Below are 21,288 nucleotides of genomic sequence, written 5' to 3'. Positions count from 1 at the left end.
CGGTTGTCCTTAGTCCCCCACAATCCCCCACGCAATGCGAAGCGGGGATCAGCCCTGGTCGGGCCAGAGCCCGCGCGTATCCAGGACGGTCTTGCCGCGTCGCTCCTCCAGCGGGATCGATCGGAACAGGTCGTGATCCACCAGAACGATCATCGCCTCGCAGGTTTCCAAGGCGGTGTCGATATCGATCAAGGTCGCGCCCGTCCCGTCGAACGCGCGGGGCAGGGCCGTGGCATAGGGCTCGACGATCCGAACCCGCTCGCCGAATCGCCGGGCGAGCGCGGTCGCGACCTTCAGGGCGGGGCTTTCGCGGAAGTCGTCGATATTCGCCTTGAACGCCAGGCCCAGACAGGCGACCGGGCGGCCGTCGGGCTGCGCCTCGATCATCGTGGCGGCGCGGGCGATGACATGGTCGGTCTTGCCGTCATTCACCTCGCGCGCGGTGCGGATGAGCGGCGTGTTGGCGGGATCGGCGGCGACCAGGAACCAGGGATCGACCGCGATGCAGTGCCCGCCGACGCCCGGCCCGGGCGACAGGATGTTGACGCGCGGATGGCGGTTGGCCAGCCGGATGACCTCCCACACATCGACGCCCAGCGTATCGGCCACCAGGCTCAGTTCGTTGGCGAAGGCGATGTTGACGTCGCGAAAGGCGTTTTCGGTCAGCTTGGTCATTTCCGCCGCGCGCGCGGTGGTGGTGACGCAGGCCCCGCGCACGAAGCGACGGTAGAAGGTCAGCGCCTTGCGTGCGCAACGCGGCGTGATGCCGCCGATCACCCGGTCATTGTCGATCAGCTCGACCAGAATCCGCCCCGGCAGCACGCGCTCGGGGCAATAGGCGATCGCGATGTCGGCCTGCTCGCCCGCGCGGGCGAGGCCGGGCATCTTAAGATCTGGACGCGCATCCGCGATCAGGTCGCGCACCTGCTCGGTGGTGCCGACCGGAGAGGTCGATTCGAGGATCAGCGTGTCCCCGGTCTTGAGGACCGGTGCGACCGCGCGCGCGGCGTCGAGGACATAGGTGATGTCCGGCTGGCGCGCCTCGGTGAAGGGGGTGGGGACGGCGATGACGAAGACGTCGGCGGGCGCGACGGTCAGCGAAGCCTTCAGGCTCCCGCGCGCGACGACGCCGGAGACGAGGCCGTCCAGATCGACCTCCTCGATATGCACACGCCCCGAATTGATCGTCTCCACGACGGAGGGGGTGACGTCGACGCCGCTCACCATCGCACCGGTGCGGGCGATCACGGCGGCGGTGGGCAGGCCGATATAGCCCAGGCCCATCACCGTGACCGAAAGTTCAGAGTCCAAGGGCATCGCAAATGATCCTGCTGATCCGGTCGGCGGTGTCGCCGGTGCCGAAGGGGTTATGGGCGCGCGCCATGGCGGCATGGCGGGCGGGGTCGTCCAGCAACGCGAAGACTTCCTCGGCGATCCGGTCCTCGTCCGTGCCGATCAGCCGGGCGGTGCCCGCCGCGACGCCTTCGGGCCGCTCGGTCGTCTCGCGCATCACGAGGACAGGCTTGCCGAGGGCGGGGGCTTCCTCCTGCACGCCGCCCGAGTCGGTCAGGACGATATGGGCCGCGTCGAGCGCGCGGACGAAATGCGGATAGTCGAGCGGCGCGATCCGGGCGATGGCGGGATGGTCACCCAGTATCTCGTCCATCACCTGCGCCACATTGGGGTTGGGATGCATCGGAAAGACGATGCCGATATCGGGTCGTTCGGCGATCCGGCGCAACGCGCGCGCGATCGAGGCCATGCCGCCGCCGAAATTCTCGCGCCTGTGGGTCGTCACCAGGACGATCCGCCTGCCCGCCATGCGCGCCAGCACGGGGTCGAGATCGGCCGCCAGTGCCGGGTCGGCGGCGATCCGGTCGCGGGTCCAATGCAGCGCGTCGATGACGCTGTTGCCCGTGACGTGCACGCGCGCGGGATCGATCCCCTCGGCCCGCAGCGCGGCGGCCGCGGTTTCGGTGGGGGCGAAGTGCAGTGCCGCGATGGGGGCCACAATCCGCCGGTTCACCTCCTCGGGCCAGGGTTGATAGATATCGCCCGAGCGGAGCCCCGCCTCGACATGGGCGACCGGAGTCTTGCGGTAATAGGCGGCCAGCGCCCCGGTCATCGCGGTGGCGGTGTCGCCCTGGACGACGACCATGGCGGGCCGCACCGCGTCCATCACCTCGCCCAGGCCCGTCAGCAGCCGCGCGGTCAGCCGGTCGAGCGACTGGCCCGGCTCCATCAGGTCCAGGTCATGGTCGGGGGTCAGCCCGGCGATCGCCAGCACCTGGTCCAGCATCCCGCGATGCTGGGCCGTGACGCAGGTCCGGACCGGTGCGCCTGTCGCAGCCAGGGCCCGGATCACCGGGAAAAGCTTGATCGCTTCGGGCCGGGTTCCAAAGACGACCAGAATCGGTGCAGGGATCGGTGCAGGGTTCATGGATCGCATTCTATGCTGTCGCTTTTAAGGACATCCTAATCGTATCGGCGCGTCGTTACGCTATGTTGCGGCGCAAAATCAGGGTAATGCCGTCCGTGTTCAGGGAGGTTTCATGACGATCAAGAAAGTGCGCAAGGCCGTTTTTCCGGTGGCCGGTCTGGGAACGCGGTTCCTGCCCGCGACCAAGTCGATGCCCAAGGAAATGCTGACCGTCGTCGACAAGCCGTTGATCCAATATGCGGTCGAGGAAGCGCTGGAGGCGGGGATCGAGCAGATCATCTTCGTCACCGGTCGCGGCAAGGGCGCGCTGGAGGATCATTTCGACATCTCCTACGAACTCGAAGCCACGATGAAGGCGCGCGGCAAGTCGCTCGCAGTGATCGACGGCATCCGCCAGAAGCCGGGTTCGCCCGTCTATGTCCGCCAGCAGGAGCCGCTGGGACTGGGCCATGCCGTGTGGTGCGCGCGCGAGATCGTCGGCGACGAGCCGTTCGCGGTGCTGCTGCCCGACGAACTGATGGTCGGCGGCTTCATGAAGCAGATGGTCGAGGCCTATGACAAGGTCGGCGGCAACGTCATCGGCGCGCTGGAAGTGCCCGACAGCGAAACCGACAAATACGGCATCATCTCGCCGGGCAAGCAGGACGGCCGCCTGACCGAGGTCACCGCGCTGGTCGAAAAGCCCAAGGGCAAGGCGCCGTCGAACCTGATGATCCCGGGTCGCTACATCCTCCAGCCCGAGGTGATGCAGATCCTCGACGCGCAGGAGCCGGGCGCGGGCGGTGAGATCCAGCTGACCGACGCGATGGCCAAGCTGATCGGCAACCAGCCCTTCCATGGTTTCACTTTCGACGGGCAGCGTTACGACTGCGGCGACAAGGCGGGCTGGCTGACCGCCAATCTGGCGCTGGGCGTCGCGCGCGAGGACATCGGTCCGGCGGTGCGCGAATTCGCCAAGACGCTGTTCGCCTGATTGGGTTTCCCGAGTGGTGAGGAGAGGGGCGGGGCCGAACGGCCACCGCCCCTTTTCCTATTCCTCCCAAGCTTTGCTTGAGGAGGGGGACCGCCCGGCATAGCCGGGTGGTGGCCGGCGGTCCCCCTCCCCATCGCAGATGGGGAGGATTTGGGACTGACTATTGCTTACCGCGTCGCCCCAACCAGGCGAAGGTCAGCAGGATGACGGTCGGCCACAGCATCGTCTCCCACATATCCGACCAACTGGCGGGCAGATTGCCCTCGTCGGTGGGGTAGAAGGGCTGGAGCAGGTCGTAGGCTTCGTTGACCGTCTCGATCACCAGCACGGTCAGCCAACAGCGCCAGTCCCAGGGCTTGCGCCGCATCACCAGCGCCGCGAGGACCAGGATCGCCATCCCCGCATGAACGTGCAGCGTGCTGTCCGGCAGGCCCGTGATCTGGCCGATCCAGCTCTTGTCGCCGGTCCAGTCGAACCAGCCCGCAGGCGGGGCGGGGGGCGCGGGGGGCGTGCTCATGCCGCCACAGATCGGGCACAACGGCAACCGGGGTCCTTGGGCAGCATCAGCGTCCGGAACCGCATGGTCAGCATATCGGCGATCAGGATGCTGCCCGCGCTGTCCCGACCGAAGGGTGCGGCGGCGCGCAGGGTTTCCAGCGCGGCCAGACTGCCCATCACGCCCGTCACCGGCCCCAGCACCCCGTCATCGGCGCAGGTCAGTCCCGCTTGATCGACCGCGTCGCCGACGAAGCACCGGTAACAGGGCTTGTCCGCCTCCCACCCGCGATAGACCGCCAACTGCCCCTCGAACTGCCCGACCGCCGCCGAGACGAGGGGGATCCGCACCGCCAGCGCGGCATCGGCGACGGCCAGCCGGGTCGCGAAATTGTCGCACCCGTCCAGCACGACATCGGCACCCTCGATCAGCGCGCCCGCATTCTCCGCCGTCACCCGCATGCGATGGACCGTGACCGCGACATGGGGGTTGAGCCGCGCGACATGGGCGGCGGCGGCCTCGACCTTGGGCAGGCCACGATCCTCGGTGGTGAAGATGGTCTGGCGTTGCAGGTTGGACGGCTCGACCACGTCATCATCGATCAGGATGAGCGATCCGATCCCGGCGGCGGCGAGATACTGGATGGCGGGGGAGCCGATTCCGCCCGCGCCGATCACCGCGACCCTGGCCTGTTTCAACCGGATCTGACCGCCGCCCCCGAATTCCCGCAACACGATATGGCGGGCATAACGGGCAAGTTCGTCGTCGGTCAGGATCATCCCGGCCATGTATAGGTGATGACCGTGCGATACCAGCGATCGCCCGCCATCATCGTGCGGTGGGTCAGGCGGCGGATCATCCGCTGCGCCACGCCCGCGCTATATTGCTCGACCGTCGGACAGCCGATGGCGAGCGGCACCACGCTGTTCGCGATGCCGTCCGGCCCCAGCCGCACGGCCAGCGGCACGACCAGCACCATCTGCTCGTCGGTCGCCTTCGCCCGGGGACAGCGCCCCGCCGTCACCTCGTCGCGGACGAAGCGCACCATGTCGGGACTGGCCGGGGGCAGGGTGATCGCGGCCAGCGTCGACCAGTCGTGCGGCGGCTCGGCGGCGGTCGGCGCGGGCGGCGGCGTGGCGGGCGTCGCCGGTACGGTGACTTGCAGCGCGGCGGCGAGGAGCGACAGCACGATCATCGGCTGGTCGATCCGAACCCGCCATGACCCCGCTGCGTCTCGTCCAGCTCATCGACCAGGGTCAGGGTGGCGCGCTGGACGGGGGCGGGGACGAGTTGGGCGATCCGCTCGCCGCGCACCACCTCGAACGGCTCCTCGCCCAGATTGGCCAGGATCACCTTCACCTCGCCGCGATAATCCTCGTCGATCGTGCCGGGCGTGTTGAGGCAGGTGATGCCGTTCTTCAGCGCCAGGCCGGAACGGGGCCGCACCTGCACCTCGTAGCCCGGCGGGATGGCGATGGCGAAGCCGGTCGCGACGGCGGCGCGCTTGCCCGGATGGAGCGTCAGCGTCTCCGCCGCGACGACATCCATGCCCGCCGCGCCGGGTGTGGCATAGGCGGGCAGGGCAAGCCCTTCGCCATGGGGCAAGCGTTTGATGGCAATGGAGATGGGAGCAAGCGTCATGACCGGTCTTGTAGCGCATCGGCGATACGTTGCGCGAGCCCCCTGGCCACATCGTCCTTGCCCATCCGCTCCCAGCTTTCCACGCCATCGGCGGTGATCAGGTGAACGCTGTTGGCATCCCCTCCGAACACGTCCGAGGATACGTCGTTGGCGACGATCCAGTCGGCGCGCTTGCGGGCACGCTTGGCGACGGCATGGTCGATGACATGCTCGGTTTCGGCCGCGAAGCCGACGACCAGGGCGGGGCGTTTCGGCGAGGCGGCGACGCTCGCCAATATGTCGGGATTCTCGATCAGCGTCAGGGCGGGGGCCGCGCCGCCATCCTTCTTGACCTTTTGTCCGGCCGCTTCGACCCGCCAGTCGGCCACCGCCGCGACCATGACGGCGGCATCGGCGGGGAGCGCGGCGTCGACCGCCTCCGCCATTTGGCGTGCGCTCTCGACATCGACCCGGTCCACGCCCGCCGGGGTGGGCAGGGTTACCGGCCCCGCCACCAGCGTCACCCGCGCGCCGAGCCGCGCCAGGGCCTCGGCGATGGCGAAACCCTGTCGCCCCGAGGAGCGGTTGGCGATGTAGCGGACCGGATCGATCGGCTCATGGGTCGGCCCGGCGGTGACGAGGATATGGCGGCCGGCCAGCGGGCGGGCGGCGGGTGCCAGCTTCGCCTCGATCGCGGAGAGGATGGCGGGCGGCTCAGGCAGGCGGCCGGGGCCGAACTCGCCGCAGGCCATGGCGCCTTCGTCCGGGGCCATCACCTCGACGCCATCGGCGCGCAACCGCTCCACATTGCGCTGCGTCGCGGGGTGCAGCCACATGCGGACGTTCATGGCGGGTGCGACCAGCACCGGCGTATCGGTGGCGAGCAGCAGGGTGGTCGCCAGATCGTCGGCATGGCCGTTCGCCATCCGCGCCATCAGGTCGGCGGTGCCGGGTGCGACGACGACCAGATCGGCCTCGCGGCTCAGCTGGATATGGCCCATCTCCGCCTCGTCCTTCAGGTCCCACAGGGTGGTGAAGACCTGATTCTCGGACAGCGCGGCGAGCGTCATCGGGGTGACGAAATGACTGCCTCCTTCGGTCAGGACGCAGCGGACGCTGTGCCCGTTCTTGCGGAGCAGCCGGATCAGTTCGCAGGACTTGTACGCGGCGATGCCGCCGCCGACGATCAACAGGATATGGCTCATCGCACGACTCGCGTCACGGTGATGCGTCGCCGGTCACGCGCGGCGGCGATCAACTCGCGCACCGCATCGGGGGCGAAGACGACGCCCAGGAAGAACAAGGGAGACAGGCCCAGCATCATCACGGGGACTCCGGTCAGCAGCGCCGCCAGCGCATAGGCCAAGATCGTCGCCCCCGCCCGCCGCGCCAGCGCCTGCCGCCAGTTCGCCCAGCCCAGCGCGGCCAATGCGGTCAGCGGCACGACCAGCGCCATCGGCAGGAATCCGACCGCATGGATGGAGGCGAGGCTCACGACCCAGCGACCGGGGGAGAGGATGGCGATGGGCGAGCCCATGGCGGGGTCGGCCGCGCCGACCAGATCGTGGAGCGCATGGGCATGCGCCGCCAGAACGAGCAGCGCGACCGCCAGGGCGATCATCCAACCGATCGCCTCCTGCCGAACCTTCGCCCGCCAGGCCAGCGCCAGCATGACCATGCCATAGAGAAGCGCCATGGGGCTGAGGACCATCGCCGCCAGCCCCAGGGCGATGGCGCTGAGGCTTCCCTCCGGGCGGCGCTGCACCAGCGACAAGGCGATCAGCGGCCCGGCCCAGGCCTCGGGCACCGCGACCATCGCGCCATCGACCAAGGGATAGAGCCCCGCCGCCAGCAGGATCGCCGCGAGCAGCACCGGGCCGCGACGGCTCATCACCGGCGCGACGCGCCGCAGCCAGCTCGCCATCACCGCCAGGCCCAGCGCCACCATCAGCGCCCGCCCCACCACCGGCGGCAGCATGGCCAAGGTCACGGTCAGCGCGGGCAGGGGAATGGCGAGCAGGGCGGGGCGCAGTGCCCGGTCATTCTCGCGCAGGGCATCGATCGCAGCGGGGTAGAAGGACTGCCCATGCCGGACATGATCGAGGATCGCGAGCGAAACCGGCGACAGGTGATCCGCGACCGGCTCGACCAGCCCTTGCGTCGCCAGCGCTACGGGTACGAACAGGACCAGCAGCGCCAGCACCCCCATCGCCACCATAGGCGATATGTTGAACAGCCGCCCCGGCTGGCCCAGCCAGAGCGGTCGCGGCATACGGCGCGAGGGGGCGGAGGGCGCGCTGCCAGGCATGCCTACCCCCCTATCCTACCGAAGCACGGCCAGGGTCGCGGCGACGCCCGCCGCCGCCGACAGCATGGACAGCAGCGCATAGCGCCAGCCGCCGCCGATCCGCACCACCTCGATCTGCTTGAGCGGCGGCGCGGGCGGCTCCCCCCCGGGGGCGGGGGTAGCGCGCCTCGATCCGGCGGACCAGTTCGGGCAGGCGGGCCAGCGTCCGCACATCCTCGATCAGGCGATCGGCGATCTTGGCTTCGGGGCCCAGTTCGGTGCGCAGCCATTCGCGGACGAACGGCGCGGCCGAGTCCCACAGGTTGATATCGGGGTCCAGGCTTGTCGCCACGCCTTCCACCATCACCATCGTCTTTTGCAGCAGCAGCAGATGCGGCTGGGTCACCATGTCGAAGTCGCGGGTGATCGAGAACAACCCGTCCAGCATCATGCCGATCGACATGTCCTTGACCGGCAGGCCGCGCATCGGCTCGCCCACCGCGCGCAGGGCTGTCGCGAACTCGGCGACATTGTGATGCGGGGGCACATAGCCCGCCTCGAAGTGAATCTCGGCGACGCGCTTATAATTGCCGGTGATCAGGCCATAGAGGATCTCGGCCAGCCACACCCGCGCGCGCCGGTCGATCCGGCCCATGATGCCGAAATCGATCGCGGCGATCTTGTTGCCGGGCAGCGCGAAGAGATTGCCCTGATGCATGTCGGCGTGGAAGAATCCTTCCGCGATCGCCTGTCGCAGGAAGGCGCGGACCAGCGTTTGCGCGAGGTGCGGCAGGTCGTACCCCGCCTCGACCAGCGCCTGGCGGTTGGACAGCTTGATGCCGTCGATCCACTCGACCGTCAGCACCTTGGCGGTGGAGCGCGCCCAGTCGATCTGCGGCACCATGAAATCGGGCTCGGCGGTCATCGCCTCGGCGAGTTCGGAGGCACTGGCGGCTTCACGCCGGAAGTTCAACTCACGCAAGGTCCAGCGGCGGAAATTCTCGACCGTCAGGCGCGGGCGAAGCCGCGCGGCCTCCGGGCTCATCCCCTCGACCTGGGCGGCGGCCCATTGATAGGTGTCGATGGCGCGGGCGAAGTCGTCCTCGACGCCGGGGCGCAGCACCTTGACCGCGACCGTGCGGCCATCGGTCGTCACCGCGCGGTGCACCTGGGCGATCGAGGCGGCGCCGACCGGCACCTCCTCGATCGAGGTGAAGAAGTGCGACGGCGGACGGCCCATGCTCGCCTCCATCGCGGCGCAGATCGTCGCGAAGGGGACGGGCGGTAGCTGGTCCTGAAGCCGCAACAGATCGTGCGCGGCGTCGTCGCCGACCAGATCGGGGCGGGTGGCGAGCGTCTGGCCCAGCTTGATCGCCGCCGGGCCGATCGCCTGGAACGCATCGGCATAGGCGGGCTTGGCGGGGACGCGCGCGCCGAACCGGGCAATCCGCGCCAGCCGCCGCACGGGGGCGGGGGTGTTGGGATCGCGCTCGATCCCCTTGAGCGCGCCATGCCGCGCCAGCGTCCGCCCCCATTTGAGCAGACGCCACAGATGCACCACCGGCTGGGTCATAGCACGAATCTCACAGGGCGAATCCGCCCGGGCGTCCTCGCATCAAATCTTCCAGCCCGAATGAATCGCGACCAGGCCGCCCATGATCGGCTCGACCTTGGTTTCGATGAAACCGGCCTCGCGGATCATCTTCTCGAAGGTCGGCATGTCGGGGAAGCGGCGGATCGATTCGATCAGATAGCGATAGCTGTCCGCATCGCCCGCCAGCATCTGGCCCAGCTTGGGCACCAGCTTGTGCGAATAGGCGTCGTACACCTCGGAGAAGCCCGGCCAGACGGTGGTCGAGAATTCCAGGCAGAAGAACCGCCCGCCCCGCCGCAGCACGCGATGCGCTTCCCGCAGAGCCGCCGGGATATCGGTGACGTTCCGAATGCCGAACGCGATCGTATAGGCGTCGAAGAACCTGTCGGGGAAGGTCAGGACTTCGGCATTCGCCTCGGTCCAGACCAGGCCGTCGATGCCGCGTTCCTGCGCGCGCTTCATGCCGACTTCCAGCATCGCCGGATTGATGTCGGCGACCGTGATGCTGGCGCCCGATTCGGCCAGGCGGAAGGCGATGTCGCCGGTGCCGCCCGCCATGTCGAGGATCTGGTCCGACGCGCGCGCGCTTCACCCGGCGGACGAAGCGATCCTTCCACAGCCGGTGCATACCGCCCGACATGGCGTCGTTCATCAGATCATATTTGGAGGCGACGTTGGTGAAGACGCCGCCGACACGGGCGGCCTTTTCGTCGCGGGGCACATCTTCATAGCCGAAGGACACGGTATCGCTCATGGGATTGCCCTAGCCCGGCCTTGCTGGCGGGGCAAACGCTACCTAGCTGTTTGGCCGACGAAAGCAGAGAGACGATGCCCGAACTTCCCGAGGTCGAAACAACGGTCCGTGGCCTGACCCCGGTGCTGGCGGGCGAGCGGCTGACGCTGGTGGAGCCGCGCCGCGCCGACCTGCGCCGCCCCTTTCCCGGCGACCTGCGCCAGCGGATGATCGGGGCGACCGTCACCTCGCTGGGCCGCCGCGCGAAGTACGGCCTGATCGACACCGATCGCGGCGACACCATGGTCTTTCATCTTGGCATGTCGGGGCGCTGGCGGATCGATCCGGGCGAGCCGCTGGCGCATGACCATCTCCTCTTGGAGACGGGGACGGGGCGGCGGCTGGCGCTGAACGATCCTCGTCGATTCGGCTTTGTCGATCTGTGGCCGACGGCGGAACTGGCCAGCTATCCGCCTTTCCTGGCCATGGGGCCCGAGCCTTTGGGGCCGGACTTCACCGCCGATTATCTGGCTGGTGTGTTGGAGGGGCGGGCCGCGCCGATCAAGGCGATGCTGCTCGATCAGCGGATCGTCGCGGGACTCGGCAATATCTATGTGTGCGAAGCGCTGCATATGGCGAGGATCACGCCGGGGCGTGCGGGCGGGCAGATTTCGCGGGCGCGACTCGGCCGACTGGTCGAGTCGATCCGCGCGGTGCTTCAGGCCGCGATCCTGGCGGGCGGATCGTCCTTGCGTGATTATGTGCGACCCGATGGCGAACTGGGCTATTTCTCCAAGGAGTGGCGGGTCTATGGCCGTGAGGGCGAGGCGTGCGAATGCGGCGCGATCGTGCGGCGGCGAAGCGATTCGGGGCGCTCCACTTTCTGGTGCGCGACCTGCCAGCGCAGTTGACGGGCGGCGCACCAACCGGTAAGGGGCGCGACTTCAAAGCCGGTGCGTCGCGCCGCTATCCCTTTTGATCGAGATTTAGAGGTTTTCATGGCGAACACGCCGCAGGCCAAAAAGCGTATCCGTCGCAACGAGCGTCGCGCCGTCATCAACGGCAACCGCGTCAGCCGCATCCGTACCTTCGTGAAGAAGGTCGAGGCCGCGCTGGCCGCTGGCGACAAGGAAACCGCGACGGTCGCTCTGGCCGCGGCGCAGCCGGAAATGGCCCGCGGTGTCGCCAAGGGCGTGCTGCACAAGAACACGGTCGCGCGGAAATTCTCGCGCCTGACCAAGCGCATCGCCGCGCTGGCCTAAAAGCCTCTCGGTTCCGCGATGAATGAAACCCGCCGGGGGCGGTCCCCCGGCGGGTTTTTTCGTGCGCGCAAGACAGGCGTTAACGGCTTTTTCGGACTCGATCCGGCGGAACCATCCGCCGTTTCGCGCAACCCCAGCTTTATCCGCGATTCGAGTGATTCGGTCTTTTCGAATGATTCGGGTCGATCGGTTAATATCGTGTAATATCAACAGGTTATGAGATAATTGGACGGGATTCTGCGGGCTTTTGCCTGTCAATCCGGTTTATTTCAGATTTATGGCCGGACATGGTCTTGATCGGACCCCGCCATCGCTCATAATCGGTATCCCAGCAGCGGTGCTTCGTGCCCGCGTCATGGAAATAGCAAAGTGGCATAACCGGGCCGGATCCGTTTGATTCGCCCATCGGGTTTGTGTCGCCGATCGATACGATCATCGTCCGCGCCAATGCGGTCGGTATAGGTGGAGCATAAGGGTGACGAATTGGCAGGCCACGCGACCGACGACCGACCAGGCCCGTGCCTGGGCGCGCGTCCGCGCCAACCTGCGCGAATCGGCCGGAGCCCGCCTGTTCGACCAGTGGCTGAAGCCGATGGAACTGATCGAGGGTGACGAGCCCGACACGGTCCGTCTGGCGCTCCCCTCGGCCTTTGCGACCAATTGGGTGCGCAGCCATTATGCGGACCGCTTGCATCTGGAATTCAAGGCGGTGCTGCCCGAGGTGCGTGCCGTGGTCATCGAGACCCGTGCACCCAGCAAGGTCGCTCGCCTGACCACCGAGACGCTGGAGGCCCCCCCGCTGCGAGTCGTCGCGCGCAACGAAGAGCCCCAGCCGCAAGCCCCTCAGGATGACGAGCAGCCTTCGTTGTTCGGCGAGCCTGTGGCGCGCAAGCGGCCCGCCCCCGTCGCGGTCGAAGCACCGGTGGCGCGTCCGGCTCCCCGCAGCGTCGCCAAGGTCGCCAGCCCGGTCGCGGCGGCACCCGCCCCGCCGCTGCGCGTGCCCAGCGACCGGCCACCGCTCGACCCGCGCCTGACCTTCGATCGATTCGTGGTCGATTCGTCGAACCGCGTCGCCTTCAACGCCGCCCTGTCGCTGGCCGAGCCGGGGCCGCCGCGCTTCAGCCCGCTGTTCCTCCATGGCGGTACGGGGCAAGGCAAGACCCATTTGATGCACGCCATCGCCCATGCCTTTCTCGAGTCGCATCCCGATGCGGTCGTGCTGTGCATGTCGGCCGAGCGGTTCATGTTCGATTTCGTCGCCGCGATGCGCGCGCGCGATACGCACAGCTTCAAGTCGCGGCTGCGCTCCGCCGACCTCCTGCTGATCGACGATCTTCAGTTCATCGCGGGCAAGGATTCGACGCAGGAAGAATTCTTCCATACCGTCAACGAACTGGTCGGCGCGGGCAAGCGGCTGGTCATTTCGGCCGATCGCTCGCCTCAGTCGCTCGACGGGGTGGAGCCGCGGATCATCGGTCGCCTGGGGGCGGGGCTGGTCGCCGATATCAAGGCGCCCGACCTGACGCTGCGTCGCACGATCCTCAACCGCAAGGTCGCCGACCTGCCCGAGATCCACGTTCCGACCGACGTGCTCGACCTGCTCGCCTCGCGGATTCGCGGCAATATCCGCGAGCTGGAAGGCGCGTTGAACAGGGTGGTCGCCTATGCGCAGTTGACCGGCGACAAGATCGACATGGAATTTGCCGTCGCCACGCTGGGCGAGGTGCTGCGGGGGGCGCAGCGTCGGATCACCATCGATGAAATCCAGAAGCTGGTGAGCCGCCATTTCGAACTGAAGCCGCTCGATCTGGTGTCGGCCCGCCGCGCCCGCGCCATCGCCCGCCCGCGCCAGATCGCCATGTATCTGGCCAAGCGCCTGACCACCCGCTCGCTCCCTGAGATCGGGCGCAAGTTCGGCGGGCGCGACCATTCGACCGTCATCTATGCCGTGCGCAAGATCGAGGAACTGCGCGATACCGACCGCGATATCGACAATGCGGTGCGGGTTTTGATGAAGGAACTAGAGGGCTGACGCCCTTTGGGGCGGGTTGGGGCGTGGGCTTCGACTTCGTTCAGCCTGAACGGGAGTTCTGGCAATCCCTCATTCCCTCCAGTCGTTCAGCCTGAGCGAAGTCGAAGGCCAAGGGAAAACCTCGCCCGGTTCGGCCAGCGCCGTTTCGCCCCCCTGGGCGGGTCCGCCTGCTGTAGTCCGTGCGGCCCTTGAGGGGGCGGTCCCGGTCGAAAACGCCCATGACGCCACGCCAAGGCGTCCGAGCGTAAGGGGGCGGGATGATTCAGTCCAGGCTTGCCAGCCAGCCGCCGATTGCCGCCCCGGAGGCGTCTACTTCGCGTGGCCTTCGACTTCGCTCAGTCCGAACGGGGTTTGGTATGCGGCCCATCTCGCTGGCACCGGGCCACATAATCCGTTCAGCCTGAGCGAAGTCGAAGGCCACGCGATTCCCGACCCGCACCGCCCCCGCCGCTTGTTCGTCTGCGACAGGGCCGGAGCGCATCAGATTTGCAGGCCCATGGTCCGTTGCACGTCGAGCAGCATCGGCGCGGCCAGATCGCGAGCCTTCTCCGCACCGCGTTCCAGGATACGGCCGACTTCGCCGCGATCGTCGAGCAACCGGGTCAGCCGCTCGCGGATCGGGCCGAGCGTCGCCACCGCCAGATCCGCCAGTTCGGGCTTGAACGCGCCGAAGCCCTGCCCTGCGAACTGCGCCAGCACGTCCGCCGGTTCACGGTCCGCCATCGCGGCGTAGATGGTGACCAGGTTGCGCGCCTCGGGTCGGCCCTCCAGCCCGTCCAGCGTGTCGGGGAGCACGTCGGGGTCGGTCTTGGCCTTGCGGAACTTCTCGGCGATCTGGTCGTCGCTGTCGATCAGCTTGACCAGCGACATCTCCGACGGGTTCGACTTGGACATTTTCGACGCGCCGTCGCGCAAGGACATGATGCGCGGGGCCGCCTTGCTGATCAGCGGCTCGGGCAGGGTGAAGACCTCGCGCTCATAATCATTGTTGAACTTGGTCGCGATGTCGCGCGCCAGTTCCAGATGCTGTTTCTGGTCCTCGCCCACCGGCACGTGCGTCGCGTTGTAGAGCAGCACATCGGCCGCCATCAGCACCGGATAGTCGTACAGCCCGACGCTCGCACCCTCGCGGTTCTTGCCCGCCTTGTCCTTGAACTGCGTCATGCGGTTCAGCCAGCCGACCCGCGCCACATTGTTCAGCAACCAGCCCAGTTCGCTATGCTGCGGCACGCGGGTCTGGTTGAACAGGATCGAGCGTTCGGGATCGATGCCCGCCGCGATCAGCGTCGCGGTCATCTCGATGGTGTTCGCGGCCATGTCGGCGGGCGCGATCCATTCGGTCAGGCCGTGCAGGTCGGCGATGAAGTACATCGTCTCGCCGCCCTTGGCCTGGATGTCGTCCTGCATCGCGACCCACTGCTTCACGGCGCCCAGATAATTGCCGAGATGAAGGTTGCCCGTGGGCTTGATGCCGGAAACGACGCGCATGATGGTCCTCAACTGTTGCGGCGAACGAGCCGCTTGATATCCGTGACCCGGAAGGCCCCGGTCGCGAAGGTCGCCACCGCATAGACGAGCATCCCCGTCGCGACCAGTAGGAGGAGCGCGCCCCAGCGCTCGATATTGGTGCCGGTGACATAGGGTTGGAACTGCGCATTGAGCAGCGCCATTGCCCCGCCCATCAGGATGGCGGCGAGCAGCATCCGCCAGCTTCGCCGCCGCAACTGCGCATCGGCGACGAAATGCCCGCGCCTGGCCAGCGTGCGATAGAGCAGCACGACATTGACCGTCGAGGCGATCGCGGTGGCGAGCGGCGGGCCCATATGGCCCAGCCACCAGATGAAGATCAGGTTCAGCACCAGATTGACCAGCATCGACCAGGTCGCATAGCGCACCGGCGTCCGCGTATCGGCCCGCGCATAATAGCCCGGCGTCAGCACCTTCACGAGAATATAGCTGGGCAGTCCGATCGAGAAGGCGGCCAGCGCCTGCGCGGTGTAATAGCTGTTGGTCGCGGTGAACTTGCCATGCTCGAACAGCGCGGCGACGATCGGCTGGCCACAGACGATCAGGGCGACCGTGGCGGGCAGGGTGAGCAGCAGCGCCAGTTCCATGCCCCGGTTCTGCGTCTCCATCGCCTCCACCTCGCGACCCGCACCCAACAGGCGGGAAATGGTCGGGAGGAGCACGGTGCCGAGACCGATGCCGATCAGACCCAATGGCAATTGGTTCAGCCGGTCGGCGGCATAGATATAGGACACCGATCCGGCGGGCAGGAAACGCGCGGCCAGCGCGGTCGAGATGACGAGGTTGATCTGCACCGCACCCGCGCCCGCGGCGGCGGGCAGGATCAGCTTCATCAACCGTTTGACGTCATCATTGATGACCGGCCAGCGGAGTTTCAGCCGCACACCGGCGCGGCGGCAGGCCCACCACAGCCAGACGAATTGCAGCAGCCCCGCGACCGACACCGCGATCGCCTGATTCCGCGCGGTCGCCATCGGGTCGTGCGTGTGGAAGAACAGGAGGGCGACGATCAGCGTCAGGTTGAGCAGGATCGGCGCCGCCGCATTCACCCAGAAACGATTCAGCGAATTGAGGATGCCGCCCAGCAGCGACACCAGGCTGATGAACAGCAGATAGGGGAAGGTCAGCCGGTTGAGCAGGACGATATAGTCGAACTGCGCCGCGCTGCCCTTGCCATAGCCGAAGGTCTGGACCCAGGTGACGGGCCAGGCCGCGACCTCGACGATCGCGGTCATCACGATCAGGACCGGCAAGAGGACCGATAGCGCGTGTTCGGCAAAGGCCAGCCCCTGCGCCAGCCCGGAGCCTTCCTCCGCCTTGTCACCTTCCGCCACCTTGCGGTTGAACATCGGGATGAAGGCGGCGGAGAAGGCTCCTTCCGCGAACAGCGCGCGGAACATGTTGGGCAGGCGGAACGCGATCTGGAACGCATCGGAGGCGAAATTCGCGCCCACGAAGCGGAAGAACAGCGAATCGCGAACCAGACCAAGCACCCGGCTGGCCAGAGTCAGCCCGCCGACCGAGCCCAACGCCTTGGTCAGGTTCATCGGTCAGTCCGGATCAGGCGTGGCCGGTTTCCGGGGTGTTGGGCTGGGCGGTGCCCGCCTGCGCCTCGGCCTGTTGCAGATAAAGCTGCGCGAAGTCGATCGGCTCCAGCATCAGCGGCGGGAAGCCGCCGTCACGCACCGCATCGGCCAGCACGCGGCGGGCGAAGGGGAAGAGCAGGCGCGGTGCTTCGCCCAGCATGAAGGGCTGGATCTGGTCGGCGGGCACGTTGCGGAAACCGAACAGGCCCGCATAGCTGAGGTCGACGATGAAGGCGGTCTTGCCCTCGGACTCGGCGCGAACCTCGATCTTCAGGACCAGTTCGTGGACTTCCTCGCCCACCTGGCTGGCGGCGATGTTGAACTGCACGTCGATGCCGGGGGCAGTCTGCGCCTGATAGATACCCGGTGCGTTCGGGTTCTCGAACGACAGGTCCTTCACATATTGCGAGATCAGACCGGCGGCGGGGCCCGCATCCTCGCCCTCGGCGGTCGGCGCTTCGAAGCCCTGCGGCAAACCCTGTTCGTCCATCGTCAATACCTTCTCGCGTAAGATCAAAGGGGATTAGGGAACCGAAAGGGCGGGTTCGCGCGTTCGGCCCAGTGGCCGTTGCGCGTAGCAGCGGGCAGGCACGGATTCAACCTTGCCCTCTTCTGTCGGGAGCGCGGGTTTTCATTGTCGGCCCGTGCGCCTATATCGGTCCTGATAGTGAAAGGCGCCTGTGTTGTTATTCTACGTCGTTCTTCTCGCGATGGTCGCGCTCTTCCTCGCACTGAGGCTGTACAGCGTGCTGGGCAAGCGCACGGGTCATGAACAGCAGCCGCTGGCGCGCAGTGCCGACGACCGCCCGCTGCCGGTGACTCTGCCGCGCGCCGCCGAGCCGGTGCAGGGAACGACGCCGGTGGTGAACCGCAATATCGACCCGCGCGCCGAACAGGGCCTGCGCTCGGTCATCTCGGGCGAGCCGGGCTTCGACGTGACCCAGTTTCTGGGCGGCGCGCAGGCGGCGTATCGCATGACGCTGGAAGCCTTTTGGAAGGGCGATGAGAACGCGCTGGCCGATCTGGTCGAGGCGGACGTGCTGGCCGCCTTCTCCGAAGCGATCGAACAGCGGCGCGAGGCGGGGCAGACGCTCGACAACCGTCTGATCCGTATCGACAGCGCCAGGATCGTCGATGCACAGGTCGAGGGGCGTCAGGCGCGGATCACCGTCCGCTTCGACGCCGATATCGCCGCCATCACCCGCGATGCCGAGGGTAACGTCATCGCCGGTTCGCTGAGCGATGCGGTCGAGACGCATGACGTCTGGACCTTCGCCCGCACGCTCAAGAGCGGCGACCCGAACTGGAAGCTTGTCGACACCGACGAAGCCTGACGCGGTTACGGGGGGATAGGGGGCCTTGAAAGGGTTTCGCGTCGCGGCGATCGTCGCGCTTTCGATCGGCGTTTCGGCCTGTGCTGGGCGGATCGTGCCGCCCGGTGCGTCAGGGGACTATCCGTCCCGCGCGCCGCATCAGCCATCCGCCCGCCCGGTGCCGCGCCCCCAGGCCGGCGGCTCGCCGGTACAGCCGAACGGCCCCAGCGTGTCGCGGGTGCCCTCGGGACCGGTGCGCATCCTGCCATCCACGCCGTTGCCCGCGACCCCGGTGGTCGCCGTGCCGGGGGCGCTCAATGCGGCCCAAGCGGGGCTGATCGCCGGACCGGCCGTCGCGACCCTGCCGATCACCGAGCCGCAGGCCGAGGCCGCGCGGGCCGCGTTCCTGCTCTCCTGTCCGGGACTGATGCGGCGCACCGATACCAGCGGACTGACCCAGGGGGCCGACTGGCAACCGGCCTGCCAGGCCGCCGCCAGCGTCGCGCGCGGCGGTGCCCGCGACTTCTTCATGCGCTATTTCGAGGCGGTGCAGGTCGGCGACGGGCGTTCGCTCGCGACCGGCTATTATGAACCCGAGATCGCCGGATCGCGCGAGCGCCGCTCCGGTTACGACGTGCCGATCTATGCCCGCCCGCGCGACCTGATCGATGTCGATCTGGGTGCCTTCTCGACCGATCTGAAGGGCAAGAAGGTGCGCGGCAAGGTGCAGGGCAGCAACCTCGTCCCTTATGACGACCGTACCGCGATCGAGCAGGGCTCGCTGGAGGGCCGTGCCCCCGTGCTGGCCTGGGGGGCGGACCCGATCGAGGTGTTCTTCCTCCAGATCCAGGGCTCCGGGCGGTTGCGTCAGCCCGATGGCACGATCATGCGGATCGGTTATGACAGCCAGAATGGCCGAGATTACACCGGCATCGGCGCGCTGATGAAGGCGCGCGGGTTGCTGGGGCCGGGCCAGACCTCGATGCAGGGGATCGTGCAATGGCTGCACGACCATCCCGAAGAGGGGCGCGCGATCATGCGCGAGAATAAAAGCTTCGTGTTCTTTCGCGAGCTGAACGGCGCGCCGCAGGGGGCGATGGGCTATGCGGTGACGGGGCAGGTCAGCGCGGCGGCGGACCCGAAGTTCGTACCGCTGGGTGCGCCCGTCTTCCTGTCGATGGACCGGCAGGACGTGACCGGCCTGTGGGTGGTTCAGGACACGGGCGGCGCGATCAAGGGCACCAACCGTTTCGACACCTTCTGGGGTGCGGGTGAGACGGCGCGGGCCGTGGCGGGCGGCATGTCGGCGCGGGGCACGGCGTTCCTGCTGCTGCCGGTCGGCACGCTGGCACGGGCCGGGGTAGTCGGCCCGGATGGGATGGTCGGTGCGTCCCCTCAACCCTGACGAAGCGCAACTCTGGGCGCGGGTGATGGAGACGGTGCGGCCCTTGCGCGCCGCCGTCGTCCCCGCCCGCCCCGCAGCTCCGCCGCCCACCATGGAGGCGGTGTTTCACGAAACGCCGGGCGCGCCAAAGGTGCGGGTCAAGGGCCGGGTGCCACCGTTGCGCCAGCCCGCGCCGCCGTCGCCCTCGCCGAAAAAGGGGCCGGGCGAGACGCTGGACGGCGGCTGGGACAAGCGCCTGTCGCGGGGTAGCGTGATGCCCGACAGTTCGCTCGACCTGCACGGCCATACGCTGGCCTCTGCCCATGCGATGCTCGACCAGGGGCTGGGGCGGGCGATTTCGCGCGGGGACCGGGTGCTGCTGCTCGTGACCGGCAAGCCGCCGCGTCCCGAAAGCGAGCGGCCCCATGCGCGCGGTGCGATCCGTGCGGCGATCAGCGACTGGCTGGGCGCGTCGCGTCACGCCGATGCGATCGCGGCGATCCGCAATGCCCATCCGCGCCATGGCGGGCAGGGTGCGCTCTATATCGTCTTCAGGCGCCCGCGCGAGCGATGACGCCCGCATAGATGCGGGTCAGCGCGTAAAGATCGTCGACCGCTACCGCCTCGTCCACCTTGTGCATCGTGGCGTTGAGCAGGCCGAACTCGACCGTCGGGCACAGCTTCGACAGGAAGCGCGCGTCCGATGTGCCGCCGGTGGTCGACAATTCGGGCTCGATCCCGGTCTCGGCCCGGATCGCGTCGGCGATCATGGCGGAGAATGCGCCCGGCTGGGTCAGGAACGCCTCGCCCGAGATGCGGCCCGTCACCTCAGCGGCAGGGGCTTGGGCGCGTGCGATGGCGGTGATCCGCTCGATCAGCGCCTGGCCGCTCTGTTCGTCGTTGAAGCGGATCGACAGCCGCGCCTGCGCCGATCCCGGAATGACGTTGTGGGCCGGATTGCCGACATGCAGGTCGGTGATCTCGATATTGGACGGCTGGAACCAGGCATTGCCGGTGTCGAGCGTCACCCCCTCGATCTCCGCCAGCATCGCGACCAGCGGGGTGATCGGATTGTCGGCGAGGTGCGGATAGGCGACATGCCCCTGCCGCCCCGGCACGGTGATCCAGATATTGACCGAGCCGCGCCGCCCGATCTTCATCATATCGCCCAGCCGGTGCGCGGAGGTCGGCTCACCGACCAGGCACAGGTCGGGGGCGATACGCCGCTCCGCCATCCGGTCGATCAGCGCGCGGGTGCCGTAGATGGCCGGGCCTTCCTCATCCCCCGTGATGATGAGCGACAGGGGGACGCCGGGGGCGGGGGAGATCGCCGCGACGAAGGCGGCGACCGCGCCCTTCATGTCCACCGCGCCGCGCCCGAACAGCAGGCCATCGCGCACCTCACCCGAAAAGGGCGACCCCTGCCAGCCTTCCCCGGCGGGGACGACATCGACATGCCCGGCAAAGGCCAGATGCGGCCCCGTGCCGTTGCGGGAGGCGAGCATATTCTCCACCGGGCCATCGGGCGCCTCGCCGATGGTGAAGCGATCGACCGTAAAGCCCAGCGGCAGCAGCGCCGCCTCCAGCACGTCGAACACGGCTCCGCGCGCGGGCGTGACGCTGTCGGCGCGGATCAGGGACTGGGCGAGTTGCAGCACGTCGGTCATGCCGGGGGCATAGGCAGCGGCGCGGCGAACGGCAATTCCCTGTCGATGACGATCGTCACGTGGGACGGACCTCCGGCGCTCCGGCATCGTTGTTCGTCTTTGGTAACAGGAGTGACGCGATGAACGACCCGGATCACAAGGGGCATAAGGCGGGCGGACGGCTGGCGCTATGGCTGGTCATCGCGGTCGGGATCGCGGCGATCCTGCTCTATGTCTTCGCCTCGCGCGTCGCCGAACCCGCGACGGAGCAGCGCGCGCCGTTAAATGAGGTGCCGCCGACGGCGCAATGATGTCGGGGCGGGTTAGCGTGGCCTTCGACTTCGCTCAGGCTGAACGGAGGTGGGGATATGGGCGGGATACAAAATGCCGTTCAG

20 protein-coding genes and 2 pseudogenes are annotated in these 21,288 nt (G+C 67.8%); 8 read left to right on the top strand and 14 right to left on the bottom strand.

Annotation, left to right across the window (positions count from 1 at the left end):
• Window positions 1–48: 48 nt before the first annotated feature.
• Together wecC and wecB are read right to left on the bottom strand one after the other, a co-directional pair.
• Window positions 49–1,317 (bottom strand): UDP-N-acetyl-D-mannosamine dehydrogenase, encoded by a 1,269-nt coding sequence (wecC, locus tag QE379_RS15760; RefSeq protein ID WP_307001950.1) that lies wholly within the window; start codon window positions 1,315–1,317, stop codon window positions 49–51.
• Window positions 1,301–2,440 carry a non-hydrolyzing UDP-N-acetylglucosamine 2-epimerase gene (gene wecB / locus QE379_RS15755; protein WP_307001948.1) on the bottom strand — a complete coding sequence of 380 codons (1,140 nt, stop codon included), beginning with the start codon at window positions 2,438–2,440 and terminating at the stop codon, window positions 1,301–1,303. The genes wecC and wecB overlap by 17 nt, the downstream gene beginning before the upstream one ends.
• A 112-nt stretch (window positions 2,441–2,552) precedes the next feature.
• Here wecB and galU point away from each other — a divergent pair, with 112 nt between their 5' ends.
• Complete coding sequence (gene galU / locus QE379_RS15750) at window positions 2,553–3,413, top strand: UTP--glucose-1-phosphate uridylyltransferase GalU (protein ID WP_267434124.1); 861 nt, start codon at window positions 2,553–2,555, stop codon at window positions 3,411–3,413.
• A gap of 160 nt (window positions 3,414–3,573) precedes the next feature.
• Here galU and QE379_RS15745 read toward each other — a convergent pair whose 3' ends face one another.
• The 8 genes and pseudogenes from QE379_RS15745 to QE379_RS15710 all read right to left on the bottom strand — a co-directional run bounded on the left by QE379_RS15745 (window position 3,574) and on the right by QE379_RS15710 (window position 10,164).
• Entirely contained in the window at window positions 3,574–3,930 is a 357-nt protein-coding gene (locus QE379_RS15745) for a hypothetical protein (protein WP_307001943.1), read from the bottom strand.
• Window positions 3,927–4,688 carry a molybdopterin-synthase adenylyltransferase MoeB gene (locus tag QE379_RS15740; protein WP_307003260.1) on the bottom strand — a complete coding sequence of 254 codons (762 nt, stop codon included), beginning with the start codon at window positions 4,686–4,688 and terminating at the stop codon, window positions 3,927–3,929. The genes QE379_RS15745 and QE379_RS15740 overlap by 4 nt, the downstream gene beginning before the upstream one ends.
• Entirely contained in the window at window positions 4,685–5,104 is a 420-nt protein-coding gene (locus tag QE379_RS15735) for a hypothetical protein (protein WP_307001941.1), read from the bottom strand. The genes QE379_RS15740 and QE379_RS15735 overlap by 4 nt, the downstream gene beginning before the upstream one ends.
• Window positions 5,101–5,550 carry a dUTP diphosphatase gene (gene dut / locus QE379_RS15730; protein ID WP_307001939.1) on the bottom strand — a complete coding sequence of 150 codons (450 nt, stop codon included), beginning with the start codon at window positions 5,548–5,550 and terminating at the stop codon, window positions 5,101–5,103. The genes QE379_RS15735 and dut overlap by 4 nt, the downstream gene beginning before the upstream one ends.
• Window positions 5,547–6,734: a bifunctional phosphopantothenoylcysteine decarboxylase/phosphopantothenate--cysteine ligase CoaBC gene (gene coaBC, locus QE379_RS15725; RefSeq protein ID WP_307001937.1), complete on the bottom strand. Its 1,188-nt coding sequence runs from the start codon at window positions 6,732–6,734 to the stop codon at window positions 5,547–5,549. The genes dut and coaBC overlap by 4 nt, the downstream gene beginning before the upstream one ends.
• Window positions 6,731–7,837, bottom strand: coding sequence for a hypothetical protein (locus QE379_RS15720; RefSeq protein WP_307001935.1), 1,107 nt, complete (start codon window positions 7,835–7,837; stop codon window positions 6,731–6,733). The genes coaBC and QE379_RS15720 overlap by 4 nt, the downstream gene beginning before the upstream one ends.
• A 15-nt stretch (window positions 7,838–7,852) precedes the next feature.
• A pseudogene (gene ubiB, locus QE379_RS15715) lies at window positions 7,853–9,389 on the bottom strand (2-polyprenylphenol 6-hydroxylase).
• A 42-nt stretch (window positions 9,390–9,431) separates the two neighbouring features.
• A pseudogene (locus QE379_RS15710) lies at window positions 9,432–10,164 on the bottom strand (class I SAM-dependent methyltransferase).
• Window positions 10,165–10,238: 74 nt separating this feature from the next.
• Here QE379_RS15710 and mutM point away from each other — a divergent pair.
• From mutM to dnaA, 3 genes are all read left to right on the top strand, one after another.
• Entirely contained in the window at window positions 10,239–11,054 is an 816-nt protein-coding gene (mutM, locus tag QE379_RS15705; RefSeq protein ID WP_307001933.1) for a bifunctional DNA-formamidopyrimidine glycosylase/DNA-(apurinic or apyrimidinic site) lyase, read from the top strand.
• 87 nt (window positions 11,055–11,141) lie between these two features.
• Window positions 11,142–11,405: a 30S ribosomal protein S20 gene (rpsT, locus tag QE379_RS15700; RefSeq protein ID WP_007404699.1), complete on the top strand. Its 264-nt coding sequence runs from the start codon at window positions 11,142–11,144 to the stop codon at window positions 11,403–11,405.
• A gap of 475 nt (window positions 11,406–11,880) precedes the next feature.
• Window positions 11,881–13,437 (top strand): chromosomal replication initiator protein DnaA, encoded by a 1,557-nt coding sequence (dnaA, locus tag QE379_RS15695; protein WP_307001932.1) that lies wholly within the window; start codon window positions 11,881–11,883, stop codon window positions 13,435–13,437.
• A gap of 480 nt (window positions 13,438–13,917) precedes the next feature.
• On the opposite strand, the gene trpS is transcribed toward dnaA, so the two are convergent.
• The 3 genes from trpS to secB are packed head-to-tail and all read right to left on the bottom strand — an operon-like array spanning window position 13,918 to window position 17,040.
• Window positions 13,918–14,925 (bottom strand): tryptophan--tRNA ligase, encoded by a 1,008-nt coding sequence (trpS, locus tag QE379_RS15690; RefSeq protein WP_307001931.1) that lies wholly within the window; start codon window positions 14,923–14,925, stop codon window positions 13,918–13,920.
• Between the two features lie 8 nt (window positions 14,926–14,933).
• Window positions 14,934–16,511, bottom strand: coding sequence for a murein biosynthesis integral membrane protein MurJ (gene murJ, locus QE379_RS15685; RefSeq protein ID WP_307001930.1), 1,578 nt, complete (start codon window positions 16,509–16,511; stop codon window positions 14,934–14,936).
• Window positions 16,512–16,524: 13 nt separating this feature from the next.
• Window positions 16,525–17,040, bottom strand: a complete 516-nt coding sequence (gene secB, locus QE379_RS15680; protein WP_307001928.1) for a protein-export chaperone SecB — start codon at window positions 17,038–17,040, stop codon at window positions 16,525–16,527.
• 220 nt (window positions 17,041–17,260) lie between these two features.
• Between secB and QE379_RS15675 the strand changes: the two genes are divergently transcribed.
• The 3 genes from QE379_RS15675 to QE379_RS15665 are packed head-to-tail and all read left to right on the top strand — an operon-like array spanning window position 17,261 to window position 19,821.
• The gene (locus QE379_RS15675; protein ID WP_373461865.1) at window positions 17,261–17,884 is read left to right on the top strand and encodes a Tim44/TimA family putative adaptor protein; all 624 of its coding nucleotides are present in this window, start codon (window positions 17,261–17,263) and stop codon (window positions 17,882–17,884) included.
• 25 nt (window positions 17,885–17,909) lie between these two features.
• On the top strand, window positions 17,910–19,268 hold the full coding sequence (locus QE379_RS15670) for a murein transglycosylase A (RefSeq protein ID WP_307001927.1): 1,359 nt from the start codon (window positions 17,910–17,912) through the stop codon (window positions 19,266–19,268).
• 25 nt (window positions 19,269–19,293) lie between these two features.
• Complete coding sequence (locus QE379_RS15665; RefSeq protein ID WP_307003256.1) at window positions 19,294–19,821, top strand: Smr/MutS family protein; 528 nt, start codon at window positions 19,294–19,296, stop codon at window positions 19,819–19,821.
• On the opposite strand, the gene dapE is transcribed toward QE379_RS15665, so the two are convergent.
• Window positions 19,799–20,914 (bottom strand): succinyl-diaminopimelate desuccinylase, encoded by a 1,116-nt coding sequence (gene dapE, locus QE379_RS15660; protein WP_307001926.1) that lies wholly within the window; start codon window positions 20,912–20,914, stop codon window positions 19,799–19,801. The genes QE379_RS15665 and dapE overlap by 23 nt on opposite strands.
• Window positions 20,915–21,033: 119 nt before the next feature.
• Here dapE and QE379_RS15655 point away from each other — a divergent pair, with 119 nt between their 5' ends.
• Window positions 21,034–21,204, top strand: coding sequence for a hypothetical protein (locus QE379_RS15655; protein WP_307001925.1), 171 nt, complete (start codon window positions 21,034–21,036; stop codon window positions 21,202–21,204).
• Window positions 21,205–21,288: the final 84 nt, after the last annotated feature.

The sequence above is a fragment of the Sphingomonas sp. SORGH_AS_0879 genome (genome assembly GCF_030819175.1).
GTDB lineage: Bacteria > Pseudomonadota > Alphaproteobacteria > Sphingomonadales > Sphingomonadaceae > Sphingomonas.
The sequence above is the reverse complement of the archived record's forward strand: the minus strand, read 5'-3'. Positions and strand labels throughout refer to the sequence as shown.

Excerpts from the sequence above, each read along its gene's own strand:
- wecC (WP_307001950.1), bottom strand. The coding sequence starts at position 1,317 with ATGCCCTTGGACTCTGAACTTTCGGTCACGGTGATGGGCCTGGGCTAT.
- wecB (WP_307001948.1), bottom strand. The coding sequence starts at position 2,440 with ATGAACCCTGCACCGATCCCTGCACCGATTCTGGTCGTCTTTGGAACC.
- galU (WP_267434124.1), top strand. The coding sequence starts at position 2,553 with ATGACGATCAAGAAAGTGCGCAAGGCCGTTTTTCCGGTGGCCGGTCTG.
- QE379_RS15745 (WP_307001943.1), bottom strand. The coding sequence starts at position 3,930 with ATGAGCACGCCCCCCGCGCCCCCCGCCCCGCCTGCGGGCTGGTTCGAC.
- QE379_RS15740 (WP_307003260.1), bottom strand. The coding sequence starts at position 4,688 with ATGATCCTGACCGACGACGAACTTGCCCGTTATGCCCGCCATATCGTG.
- QE379_RS15735 (WP_307001941.1), bottom strand. The coding sequence starts at position 5,104 with ATGATCGTGCTGTCGCTCCTCGCCGCCGCGCTGCAAGTCACCGTACCG.
- dut (WP_307001939.1), bottom strand. The coding sequence starts at position 5,550 with ATGACGCTTGCTCCCATCTCCATTGCCATCAAACGCTTGCCCCATGGC.
- coaBC (WP_307001937.1), bottom strand. The coding sequence starts at position 6,734 with ATGAGCCATATCCTGTTGATCGTCGGCGGCGGCATCGCCGCGTACAAG.
- QE379_RS15720 (WP_307001935.1), bottom strand. The coding sequence starts at position 7,837 with ATGCCTGGCAGCGCGCCCTCCGCCCCCTCGCGCCGTATGCCGCGACCG.
- mutM (WP_307001933.1), top strand. The coding sequence starts at position 10,239 with ATGCCCGAACTTCCCGAGGTCGAAACAACGGTCCGTGGCCTGACCCCG.
- rpsT (WP_007404699.1), top strand. The coding sequence starts at position 11,142 with ATGGCGAACACGCCGCAGGCCAAAAAGCGTATCCGTCGCAACGAGCGT.
- trpS (WP_307001931.1), bottom strand. The coding sequence starts at position 14,925 with ATGCGCGTCGTTTCCGGCATCAAGCCCACGGGCAACCTTCATCTCGGC.
- murJ (WP_307001930.1), bottom strand. The coding sequence starts at position 16,511 with ATGAACCTGACCAAGGCGTTGGGCTCGGTCGGCGGGCTGACTCTGGCC.
- secB (WP_307001928.1), bottom strand. The coding sequence starts at position 17,040 with ATGGACGAACAGGGTTTGCCGCAGGGCTTCGAAGCGCCGACCGCCGAG.
- QE379_RS15675 (WP_373461865.1), top strand. The coding sequence starts at position 17,261 with ATGGTCGCGCTCTTCCTCGCACTGAGGCTGTACAGCGTGCTGGGCAAG.
- QE379_RS15665 (WP_307003256.1), top strand. The coding sequence starts at position 19,294 with ATGGAGACGGTGCGGCCCTTGCGCGCCGCCGTCGTCCCCGCCCGCCCC.
- dapE (WP_307001926.1), bottom strand. The coding sequence starts at position 20,914 with ATGACCGACGTGCTGCAACTCGCCCAGTCCCTGATCCGCGCCGACAGC.
- QE379_RS15655 (WP_307001925.1), top strand. The coding sequence starts at position 21,034 with ATGAACGACCCGGATCACAAGGGGCATAAGGCGGGCGGACGGCTGGCG.